This is a genomic window from Mucilaginibacter sp., assembly GCF_036383575.1.
Lineage (GTDB): Bacteria > Bacteroidota > Bacteroidia > Sphingobacteriales > Sphingobacteriaceae > Mucilaginibacter.
Window position 1 is genome coordinate 1 of sequence record NZ_DASVOB010000376.1, and the last position, 11,770, is coordinate 11,770.

Here is an 11,770-nt window from a genome sequence, read left to right on the forward strand (position 1 = left end):
GCCTCGGTTCCTCCTTCAGTTTCAATCTGGCCAACCACTTTTGCCCATGTTGTTTTGGCTGCATTTTTTAACGTTTCAAAATCAGCGCTGGTAAACTCATCGTTAAAGTTTTGCTTAGCCTGCTGCGGGCTCACATATGATATAGCATATTTAAACTCTATTACATCCGGCGTTCCGGCTGCAAAGGTGATGTATGATTTTAGATCCTTCCCATCGGCAGATGCTTGTTTAACCAGGGCGTTATCTTTTACTATACCCGCGGTTCCTTTGGCATTAAACTTACCATATACATAAACTTTTATATCATCATGATAGGTTTCAAAACCAGTTAGTTCATTGCCACCTGTAAAAGTAAGATTGGCGGCACCTTCATTGTATAGCCCAAACAAAATGCTTTTAGCAGCACTTTTAACCGGGAAGGTAAATTTATAGTTCCCAACCTTTTTGCCGGGAGCAAACTCAACGGTGATATCTTTATCAATCAAATAAGTTGAATAATACCATGGGCGGGTAACTTCCAGGTCGTGGTCATAGGTCATGCGTTCGTTCCATGAAGCCGGGGTTAAAGTATTATTATCCGGCTTCACCGAAAACACCTCTCCTAACCGGTGCGATACTATATTGAGCGGAAAACTGGAGATCTGATCGTCAATATAATCATGACGGACAGGCAGCATCCTGATCATCTGGTTAGGCAGGTGCGTTGTTGGCCGGGTAGGCTCAAGCAAGGCTCCCACGTTACCGATATGCGGATCGATGTATTGGAGATTTCCTTCGTCTTTTGTTTGGGCGTATACGGTTATATTGCCGCACAAACTACTGACACCGATTATTGCAGATAAAAACGCCGGCTTTAACAACCGTGAAAAGGGGTTTAGCATGGGTAATAATTTATTTCTTATTAATATTTTTTGTTCTGCAGGGACGCATCACATGCGTCTCCTAACTTTTGCAAAGTTGCTTGTCCTCCAGTAGGCGCATGTGATGCGCCTCTACGTAAACCGTTTTTGATAGCGCATCTATTTAGCAAAACAAATAAAGACACTCTACAAAAATACAAGCAACCGGGCTTATTAACTGGTAATAGCCTCAAAATTGCTCGCACAACTTAATTAATCATTAAAAATTGATTAATTAATCCAATAAATATCAATTGTAACAGATTTATTCAAGAATTGAATGAAAATCGCGCTCAAAAGCTTCGCCGTAAATAGCCTTGTACTCTTTGTTGAAATTCTCGAAAGTATTTTTAGCTAACGAGTGCTTGCCGATATGCGACAGGGCTTTGCACTTAAGGATCATAGCCTCCTCATTTACCGGGTCGAAATAGAAGATATCATTTGCCAACTTGATCAAAAACTCCGGATCATCAGTCACTTTTATGGAATTGGCAAACTGGATATATGAATCGGTAATCTCGTTGGATACTTCCGACTTGAACGCGTCCAACCATTCATATTCAATATTCGACAGGAAATTGCCCCGCTGCGTGATGTGCGTAAGCTGCGTGATCTTTTGTTTATTGAGCTTGCTTTTGTTTGATACAATGTTGAGATAATTGTGATAATCAACCTGGATCTCGTTATAATCGATCTCAATTTTCCAGTAGCCGGTATCTTTGGATAAATGGCAATGCCCCATCTTATCCAGCAAAGATTTAAGCTTGGCTATATTTACCGAACGGTTATTCCGCGCGCTCTTTTCCGATTTATCAAACCAAAGGATCTCGTTCAGCTTCTCGGAGCTTACTCCCCTGTCGAACTTAACCGAATACATCAGGATCACGAGGAACAGTTCTTTCAGCAACGGCGTAAAATACTTGGTGATCTCATTACCATCAGGCGTAAACAACTGCAGGTCGCCAAATAAAAATATAGCGTTCTTATTGGCATGTAACCGGCTTTCATTCTCTTCGTTAGCTTCGGGCACAGTTAAATCCTGAATCTCATTAACAGGCAACACTACTTCTGCGCTGACCTTTTGAGGCTCGGGCAATGGCTGTGCTGCTACTTCTTTACGGCGTTTAACTATAACAAATACCCCTATCCCTAAACATAATATGCAAGTTCCCCCTATCCAAAGTAAATATCCCATATGGCTTTCAGACAGGATATTAGTAACAATCGGTTCAGGCGGACTAAGCAGCGAATAGATCTTAACCCTGGTGCGGTCATTTTCCTTAAACAGCGTTACAGATAAAAATTTAGCACTATGCGGCAGATAGCACAGATCGGCAAAAGCACTAACATCGTGAAACTGAAACGGAATAGTATCCCCTACCATCTCGTAAGCAGGCTTATCCAACGAACCTTTTATAAGCTGTAAGTTGGAATTAAATTTATGCTGAGGGAAGATCAACCCATAATAGGTTTTGTCCTTTGAATTGATGACGAGCGAATTGGCAAAAACAAAATCCTCGTTCTTAACATCAATATTAAAAAGCTTTTTAAAGGATTTGTCTTTAACCGTAAAACGCACCATATCATACAGGTTACGCGGATTCACGATCTGCTGGCCCGATGCACTGCCATAACCTCCAATCACATACACGGTATCGCCATTGGCGTTAGCCCCTAACCCGGCCAGGTAACGCGGGGTAAAAGTATCGCCCTTAAACTTAACCTTCTCCCATTGTTTGGTGTTAAGACTAAACCGGCGAACACTATCCTTATAAACCAGCTGACCATAACCACCTATAGTATAAACAGCTGTATCGGTTTTACTATAAAATTTATTAAGGTGCCCGTTATTGGTAGCGAAATTGCTGTAGCCCTTGTCCCATTTACCAGTAGCAAAATCAAACGTACCAACAGCCGTTTGATCCATATACAGGTAATACAGCTTATTATTGGCATACAAAGCCTGATCGCCGGGGACTAAACTTTGGCGGCCCGATGAGTAGGCTTTACTTTTTAACTGAGGTATCTTATTAATCGAATAGGTGACCAATGAATCGGCGGTAATGATAAACACATCTTCATTTGCCGCATCAAAGGCCAAACTGGCATCTCCCGGAACAGTAAATTCCTTTTCCAGTTGCCAGTTACGATGCCGCGCTTTGACCCAAAGCGGATTATTAACCAAACCGTTGTTTTGACTTTCGGTCTCATTGGCAATGCTGCCCTGCCATTCATTGAGCGGCCAGTTGGCTATTTGCTCGGTATTTTGCAGTACGCGAACATCACGTAATTTAAATGGCGGCAGGTCTGTAGTTTGAAACTGCTTATAGGCATTGGCGCCAAAAAGCAATTTATAGTTTGAACCTGCTTTTAAATGGATCCCTGTTTCGCTTAAAGATTGGTTACCCGAAACGACCGTGATCCTATCGTTTTTATAGTCGATTTGGATCTTTAGATTATTCCAGCGTTCAAAAATATCTTTGTCATCAATATTAAAGGAAATTTTTGAAAGGCGCTCGCCGATGATGATCTTAAAGTGCTTGGTATTAGCCTGGTTATCATACACTAAGTCAACATTTTGGTTATCATCGCCGATCAACCGTAAAATGTAACCGAAGTAAATGGCCCTGTTGGGTATGAAAGAAAGATCGAACGACACTTCAAATTTATCTTTCCGGGCAAGGTTTTTAAGGTCGAAATCCAACCCTGTACGTTTATCCTGTACAACCTCATGACTGTAAAACCCCAACCCGTATGATTGTGCACAGGCTGGCGATATGAACAGGAAATTCAATAAAATGACAACAATTATCCCCGGTAAAAAAAATCTCATGTTGATAAGTACACCTTAAGCATTACAACTTATGTACCGCTCTGTAGTTTATAATTTAGGCCAAATTCAATGTTTTTCAATTGGCTCGATTGGCTAAAATTACAATAAATACCGTTTAATTTCAAGGATTATAACATTATAATCCTGCGGCGTAAAAAGCGGTTTAAGCGTCAATCATTTAGTGAAATGATACTTAGTGTACAATATAATTAATATTAATTTGGAAAGGGAATTGCGTAACCTGTTGCCTTCAAAATAAACTCAACTATCGGGGCCGGATTAGGTAAGCTATGCGGGTGATGTTTAAAGCCCGGCTTATGGATCACCGTAATTGAACCGCCCAGCTCCTTAACCTTTTGCTCAAACAACAAGGTATTTTTTGAAGGGTCAACCGCTTCATCGTCATCTGCCGATAGGTGCAGCATGGGGAAGTTACCTTTTACAATTTGACCCACCTTATCAATAGGGCTTACTTTTAACGAACCAATCTGGCCGGCATAGGTTAAATTGAAGTCTTTTTTGAGGATGGCCGAATCGGGCCAGTATTTCAGGTCGAGTAAAGCGTTATCGGCATAGGTGCAGGCAACCTTATTGGGATTAACGGCCGCCCAGTTGTACAAGTAAATACCTCCCCTGCTCATGCCCTCAAGCACTGCTTTTTTACCCAGCCCGGCATTGGTGAGCATTTTATAAAAATCATCCCAGTAGCCAATGGCTTCGTTGTTACCCAACAATTCGGCTACATCGCAATAAACAATATGGAAGCCATGTTCCAAAAGCGCGATGTCTGTTTGTGGTTCGTGTCCCCAAAAACGTGCCCTCCATACCCAGGGATGGCCTTTGGCTGCCCATTTAGGTTTTACCACTTTGCAATCACGGTTATCAAAAGTAAATCCAGCACAGGGGTATCCGTAAAAATCAGTTTCTTTAAATTGCTGGTTCATACGACTAAAAACATCAAAAGTTTTATCGTGCGGCTGTACAATAATGTCGTATAATCTTTTGGCCGTCATAGCTGTCCCCTCTAAGTTTGGATGGATCTTATCAGGCATCCAGCTTTCATGATTAACAAACATCGAGTGCATATCAATCACCTCCAGGTGCTCATTATAAGCCACATTCCTGAGTTTCGGGATAATGCTATTAACGATTGTTTTATCATAGATGTGGTTAGTGTCCGCCTGAAACGAAGGGATCGGCAGCAATAAAACAATGCGTGGATGCGACGGCAATTGGGCGAAAGACTGGATCAGGTCATGATAATCTTTTTCGTACTCGCCAAGATGTACCCGGTTGATGAGTTTGGCATCGTTCCCTCCCAGGTCTACAAATACCACATCGGGCTTACTTTGCAGCGCCTGCTGATAAGCTTTGGTGTTCCAGTATGAAAGATCACCTTTGCGTAAAAGCGTAGCGCTGCTTACCCCGAAGTTGCTCACCGAATATTTTTCACCCAAGAGCTTTTGCAATTGCGCTGGGTACGATTGGGTAGCCGGATCGGGCAAAGTAGCGCCATAGGTGATGCTTGCGCCTATACAGGTTATTCTTGTAACAGCATTTGCCGTGTTTATGAGGCTAAAAGCTATCAGTATACTTAAGATCTTTTTCATGGTTTATTCCTTTTTGCTCATGTCGATAACATCTGCCAGGCGACTGGCGGGTGTAACTTTCAAACCAGTGAGTTTGCCATTGACCACTTTACCTTCGACAGTGGTTTTGTAAGGGGCATTGAGTTTAAAATCGGCATTCCAGACGGCGGGCCACGCAGGTAACAACAAGATCTTTTTACCCTCGGTTTGCATCAACATGAGTTGCAGGCCGTTCTCGCCATTTCCGCCGTTATCTTCATCGGGCATGTAATCATTTCCCTTATCCCAAAACGCAGGAAACTTCAGGCCCGGATCTTTACGCGTAAGGGCAAAGCTGGTATAATCTTTCGCCACTTCGGCATCACCAATCATAGCGGCCTGGATGGGGTCCTGCACCCAGCAGCCTTTAGCGCGCTGTTTGCGGGTATTGAATGTATTTATAGCGACATCCAAACCGGGCTTGCCTAAACCATAGATCCTGAACGGGTAGATAGCATACAGTTCGGGGTTTTCGCTGTTGAATGATTTGGCAGTTTGAGGACCTGTGTAAGGCAGCAAAATGGTTTTGCCATCGTGGTCGGCAGTTGGCAGCGGAGGCAATTCGTTATAGAATTTTTGCCAATGCAGTTTTGTCTGCTCATCTGCAATAGTTGATGGCAACGCGATCATACGGCTTAATACGGCATGTAACCCGGCAATGTCAGGTGCAGGGTTATGCACCTTCCAAAACATTTCAATCGAGTTATCAGGATCAAGCAGGAGTTTGCCGGTACTGTCTCGTTTAAAATGTTCGTCAAAAAACTGTAAACCCGCCGAAGCAACTGGCAATAGTGTCTTTTTGGCAAAGTCGGTATCGCCCGTGTACTCATAATAATCAAGCATCATCATGCTTAATTCCAGTATAGGAGTAAAATAATGATTGGTATAATTGGCCTTAACTTCGGCCCCCATGTAGTTCAGGCCACCCCAAAATGGAGCTGTTTCGGCAAAATAAGCACCGCCATGCTTGTAAAACTCATTAACTTGTTTAGCATTGGCAGGCAGGATATTGGCATACATCCTGAATAGCGGCAGCATCATATCAAAATCGCCCGCCATAAGGCGCGGCCAGTACATTGCCCGGGTATTCTGAAACCAGTATTGTCCGCCCCATGCGCGATAATCGGCATTGGCATTTTTGGCCGGGTTATCTATCACGAAAATGGAGCCATTAAATTTAATGGGGTATGCTCCCCTGCCGGCACATGCTGTAACAAAACGTTGCAAAATATATCCCTGTGTAACTTTTTCAGCCTGCTCATCACCGGTTACAAACACGTTGCTTCGGTTCCAGAACTGTTGCCACCATTTTTGGTGAGCCAAACGGGTTTGCTCAAGATTTAATTGTTCAATAGCTTTAACGTTTGACTCCATTTTAGCAAGCCATTGGCCGCCGCTCCCCGCTACTGCAGTTAAGGGGTAAATAGAGATCACTTGTGACGTTATCTTGCCTGATCTTAAAGTAACCTCATCCTTATTGTACAGGCCTGCCCCTTTGATCACAGCGCCAAAAGTAAGATTAGCCAAATGCGGATCGGTTGTTGGCGAATTATGATGATACCAGGCTATCCGGTTCTTTTGCCCATTCAGCACCGTATCAGTTTTACCGGCGCGCCAGTTTTCCAGTTTTACATTAACTGTAGCTGCTGTTGCACTTTTGGTTTCAACCCTGATGACCGGGTGGTTGGCATCAACCCAAACGCGATACTGAACCTGGGATTTCCCTTCACCTGCCTGCGCAAAGATCTCGCCGTTGCGGAGTTTCAGGATCTGTTTAAACGGTGTGCCACTTTTTAATACATTAGGATTTACAGAAACCCTAACCGCACCCAATTTCATTAATACGCCGCCCTGCTTCATCCAGTCGTCTTTTTCGGCTTCAAGTTCACCGCCCCAGGCATCAGTTTTGCTGATGTAAAATGCCAGGTCACCATTTTTTTCGAACCATACGTTGAGACCGATATCACCGTTACCTAATGGCATAGATTGTGCCGATGTTGGGCCGGGAGTATCCCATTCAACATTGTAATGATCTAATTGCCGGTTATTGATTGATTGTGCAGAACAAAATGTAGTAGAAAAAGCAAGAAACAGCATTGTGAGTATCAACCCGGCTTTTTTTGTATTCATAGGTTTATTTTAACGGGATGGTTTAACCCCGTGCTTATTGGTTAATTGATGATACAAATAAATCGGTAGAACTTAATAAAAGATTAAAAAATAATTAACCGGATAAATTACTCGCGATCGATTGTGAAAATCTATTGATTTACAAATTCTGTATCTTCGTTAAATGCATATTGAACGTTTTACACCCGGCGAAATATTGAGGCCATTTGTACGGCAATATGTTTTTGTTGAAACCACAGGAGACCTCGTTAACCGCATCCTGCCAGATACATCACTGGTAATGGCGTTCAGGTACAGCGGAAATATTAATGACATTACCCGGATGCACGCCGATCAGCTCCCCTCTTCTTTAATAACAGGCCTAAAAAAGACGCCGAGGCTAATCAATTATACTTCGGGTACTGGCAATATGCTGGTATTATTCAAAACCGCCGGAGCGGCGGCGTTTTTTAAACATCCGCTTCATGAATTGTTTGAGGCGAGCGTACCGCTTGATAATTTTATCGCACCGGATCAATTAATCTCAATTGAAGAACAACTGGCAGAAGCTGCCGACAATCAGCAACGGGTAATCACCATTGAACAGTTTTTGATCAAACATATTCAAAATCACAAACATGATCAGCTGATCATGTCTGCCTTGCAAAAGATCCGCATGTCAAAAGGTATGATCAAAATCAAAGAACTTGCCGATGCTCATTATTTAAGCCAGGATGCCTTTGAAAAACGGTTCAGGCGGGTGGTTGGCACTTCGCCAAAGCAGTTTTCAACTATTATTAAAATTAAGTCTATAGTTGATAATAAATCTCAAAACGGTTCACTCACCCAAATGGCTTTGGAAGCAGGGTATTTTGACCAGCCGCATTTCAATAAGGAATTTAAACTGTTCACCGGATTAAGTCCTACCGATTTCTTTAAAATACCGCAAGCCTGGTGGATCAATGATTTTTTACAAGTATTGACTTTCAATTGTCCCGATTTTTGAAGAAAAACAAGGATGATCATGAAACAGATATTTATTGACCAATTTATTGTTCCAGCCACGGCTCAACAGGAATTTAAAGAACGGATGAAGATCAACAGGGATTTTATTAAAGAACTTGAGGGCTTTGTTGAAGACAGAGCCTATGAACGGCAGGACGATCAAGGCAACCTCATTTGCATCACAACTGCCATTTGGCAAAATGAGGAAGTATTACAAAATGCTAAAGAGGCCGTTCAACAGCTATACCAGCAACAGGGTTTTGATATGAAAGCGATGCTGCAAAGATTAAACGTTAGCATGGACAGGAACACTTACCGGGAGATCACAGGTTAAACGAACCAGCAACATATAATCACTGCATTTTCGTTCTGATTTAAAATAAACGAAACGGGCAAATATTGTCGCAGGCTTATTTTGCCTGCTAAGCCCGTTTTGTAATTTAATTTCTGATAGATTTGTGTTACGATTATAGTACTTTATGACAATAACCAACTCCGATTTTAAAATAGATGTAACCTCCGAAATTGGCACACTTCGTACACTGCTTATTCACAGTCCGGATAGCGGGTTGGGTAAAGTTGTGCCGTCAAAGGCGCAGGACTGGCTTTTTGAAGATATCATCCACCTGGATACTGTGCGCAGGAACGAATATGATTATTACGTAAAACTGTTGCTCTATTTTCTTGATCCGGATAAAATAAAGGGTAAGCTGCATCAAATTGATGATGAAAGCACCCGCCGTTCGTTTTTTAAACCTGACAATGCAGGCTTTCATTCTTCAGATAAAGTTATCGAGATCCAAACCCTGCTGGCTGATATTTTACAGCAGCCGGATATCCGTAAAAAATTGGTAGCAGCTGTTTGTGCCGTTGAAAGTTGCAATTACCGCTTACAACAGCAATTAACCGATACCGACCCTGTTGAGTTGGCTAAAATTTTCATTTCCGGCTCATTAACTACCGAGGAAATGATCTTCGCCCCTATCCCTAACCTCATTTTTTCGAGAGATCTGGGTATAGCGGTAAATAATCACATGCTGCTCAATAAGCCGGCAAAAAAAGCCCGTTTCCGAGAAACCCTGCTGATGCGGTACATTTTTTTCAACCATCCGCTGTTCGAGGCTTATCGCGATAATATTTTGGAGATCCCTGAAACCGCGCAACATTTTTTACGCCCCGGTGAGGACGCTGAGGGCCGTACCACCTTAGAAGGCGGCGATGTAATGATGGTAAGCCCCGATCATTTGGTGATCGGCTGCAGCGAACGTACTTCTGTTAGCGGGGCCAATGAGGCCATCAGGCTACTGTTTGAACATGATGTGGTAAAGAAGGTAACCATCGTAAAAATCCCCAACAAGCGGGATTATATGCACATCGACACTGTCTTTACGCAGGTAAAACGCGATACCTGGGTGTTGCTCCGCTCCCTTGCCGTAGCCGAAGCTCCTATTGAAGAACGGGAACCGATATCATGGTTTGCTGATAAAAAACAAAAAGAGCGGCCGGAGATCGTGCAATTTGAAAAAGATGAGAAACCAAGGCTGTTCGGCTGTATTGAAGACCTCCTTGCCGATATCAGCGAGAACGACCTCAAAAGCGGTGTAAAAACAAAGTTCATTTACTCAGGCAACAACACCTTCCCCTTTGATGCCCGCGAGCAGTGGACCGACTCCTGCAACCTCCTCGCCTTAAAAGAAGGCGTAGTTGTTGGGTACGACCGTAACGACAAAACAGTTGAGGCGTTTAAGGAAGGTGGCTTTGATGTGATCCGGGTAGCCGAACTGATCCAAAAGTTTGAGAATAACGAACTTGATCCGCAAAGCTTAACTGATACATTAATATTAATGCCTTCGGCTGAGCTTTCCCGTGCCCGTGGTGGTTTTCACTGTATGAGCATGCCGATATTCAGGGATAATATTCTGAACCGGGATTAAACGGATTCATTTGATTTATGGGATTTGATCAGCAAATCAATACCCAGAATCGTAACAATCCTAAAATCTAAAAATCAAAAAGCAAACAAAAATCCTGGGAATCCATTAATCCCATAAATCAAGGTTCAGACATTATGAGTCAATCAACATCACATATATTAATGATCCGCCCGGTTAATTTCGGGTTTAATGAAGAAACTGCTGCAAGCAATGCTTTTCAAAATGCTAATGCCGAAAAAAATGGCGTACAGGAAAAAGCTTTGAGTGAGTTTAATGGGATGGTTAACGTTTTGCGCCATAATGGTGTAGATGTTACCATTGTAGATGACACTCCTCAGCCCTATACACCCGATTCGATATTTCCAAACAACTGGGTATCATTTCATAACGACGGTGGCATTTTCCTATACCCAATGCAAGCCGAAAACCGCCGTCTTGAACGCCGGGAGGATATTATAACCGATCTGGAAGATAAATTCAAAGTTGCCCATGTAATTGACCTGAGCCGCTTTGAACACGAGCATCGGTTTTTGGAGGGCACCGGCAGTATGGTGCTTGACAGGGATAATAAAATAGCGTACGCCTGCCTCTCACCCCGCACCGATAAAGAAGTGCTTAATTATTTTTGTGAGCAGTCGGGTTATCAACCTGTCAGCTTTGAAGCTGTTGATGAAAAAGGCAAAGCTATTTATCATACCAATGTGCTGATGTGTATCGGCAGCGGTTTTGCGGTGATCTGTTTGGACAGCATCCCTAACCCGTACGAAAGGATAACGGTTACCGGATCACTAAAATCATCGCACAAAGAAATCATTGAGATCAGCTTTGAGCAGATGAACCAGTTTGCGGGTAATATGCTTGAGGTGAAAAACAAAGCCGGCGAAACGTTGATCGTGATGTCGCAAAATGCCTATAATGCATTGAATGAAGTGCAGCGTTCGGCTTTACAAAAATATGGTAAGCTGGTTTATGCTGATATCAATACCATTGAAACCAATGGTGGCGGTAGTGCAAGGTGTATGATGGCCGAGGTGCATTTGCCTGTTAAATAGTTTAGCCCCTACCAACCTAAAGCCCTGCAGAGATAAAGAATTATCATTACAACGATGTGTAAAAGCAGGTACTTTACTGAATATTTAGGCTTCATAATTATGATTCGTTTATCGAAGCTGTAATTTAATTATTGCAAGATAATTTACAGCCTATACACATTTTTCACAAAAATTGTATTACATCTGTATAACAGCATCTTACATTAAATACGTACATTTATGCATACGTTATTAATTAGGATTTTTTATTACAAATAAGCCCCAGAATTTGGGGCTTATTTGTTTAAAGTACCTGGTAAAAACTACACAG

7 protein-coding genes and 1 pseudogene are annotated in these 11,770 nt (G+C 42.5%); 4 read left to right on the forward strand and 4 right to left on the reverse strand.

Annotation, left to right across the window (positions count from 1 at the left end; all coding sequences use genetic code 11):
- The 4 genes and pseudogenes from VF500_RS13055 to VF500_RS13070 form a co-directional block, all read right to left on the reverse strand.
- A pseudogene (locus tag VF500_RS13055) lies at window positions 1-881 on the reverse strand (hypothetical protein); the annotation flags it as partial.
- A 283-nt stretch (window positions 882-1,164) separates the two neighbouring features.
- Entirely contained in the window at window positions 1,165-3,732 is a 2,568-nt protein-coding gene (locus tag VF500_RS13060; protein ID WP_330860090.1) for a galactose oxidase, read from the reverse strand.
- Window positions 3,733-3,947: 215 nt separating this feature from the next.
- Entirely contained in the window at window positions 3,948-5,342 is a 1,395-nt protein-coding gene (locus tag VF500_RS13065) for a GDSL-type esterase/lipase family protein (RefSeq protein WP_330860091.1), read from the reverse strand.
- Window positions 5,343-5,345: 3 nt separating this feature from the next.
- Complete coding sequence (locus VF500_RS13070; protein ID WP_330860092.1) at window positions 5,346-7,490, reverse strand: DUF5703 domain-containing protein; 2,145 nt, start codon at window positions 7,488-7,490, stop codon at window positions 5,346-5,348.
- A gap of 163 nt (window positions 7,491-7,653) precedes the next feature.
- Here VF500_RS13070 and VF500_RS13075 point away from each other — a divergent pair, with 163 nt between their 5' ends.
- The 4 genes from VF500_RS13075 to ctlX all read left to right on the forward strand — a co-directional run bounded on the left by VF500_RS13075 (window position 7,654) and on the right by ctlX (window position 11,460).
- Window positions 7,654-8,475 carry a helix-turn-helix transcriptional regulator gene (locus VF500_RS13075; RefSeq protein WP_330860093.1) on the forward strand — a complete coding sequence of 274 codons (822 nt, stop codon included), beginning with the start codon at window positions 7,654-7,656 and terminating at the stop codon, window positions 8,473-8,475.
- An 18-nt stretch (window positions 8,476-8,493) separates the two neighbouring features.
- Complete coding sequence (locus tag VF500_RS13080; protein WP_330860094.1) at window positions 8,494-8,808, forward strand: hypothetical protein; 315 nt, start codon at window positions 8,494-8,496, stop codon at window positions 8,806-8,808.
- Window positions 8,809-8,953: 145 nt separating this feature from the next.
- On the forward strand, window positions 8,954-10,408 hold the full coding sequence (locus VF500_RS13085) for an arginine deiminase family protein (protein ID WP_330860095.1): 1,455 nt from the start codon (window positions 8,954-8,956) through the stop codon (window positions 10,406-10,408).
- Between the two features lie 161 nt (window positions 10,409-10,569).
- Complete coding sequence (gene ctlX / locus VF500_RS13090; RefSeq protein ID WP_330860096.1) at window positions 10,570-11,460, forward strand: citrulline utilization hydrolase CtlX; 891 nt, start codon at window positions 10,570-10,572, stop codon at window positions 11,458-11,460.
- Window positions 11,461-11,770: the final 310 nt, after the last annotated feature.

Coding starts and splice junctions, on each gene's coding strand:
- VF500_RS13060 (WP_330860090.1), bottom strand. CDS start 3,732: ATGAGATTTTTTTTACCGGGGATAATTGTTGTCATTTTATTGAATTTC.
- VF500_RS13065 (WP_330860091.1), bottom strand. CDS start 5,342: ATGAAAAAGATCTTAAGTATACTGATAGCTTTTAGCCTCATAAACACG.
- VF500_RS13070 (WP_330860092.1), bottom strand. CDS start 7,490: ATGAATACAAAAAAAGCCGGGTTGATACTCACAATGCTGTTTCTTGCT.
- VF500_RS13075 (WP_330860093.1), top strand. CDS start 7,654: ATGCATATTGAACGTTTTACACCCGGCGAAATATTGAGGCCATTTGTA.
- VF500_RS13080 (WP_330860094.1), top strand. CDS start 8,494: ATGAAACAGATATTTATTGACCAATTTATTGTTCCAGCCACGGCTCAA.
- VF500_RS13085 (WP_330860095.1), top strand. CDS start 8,954: ATGACAATAACCAACTCCGATTTTAAAATAGATGTAACCTCCGAAATT.
- ctlX (WP_330860096.1), top strand. CDS start 10,570: ATGATCCGCCCGGTTAATTTCGGGTTTAATGAAGAAACTGCTGCAAGC.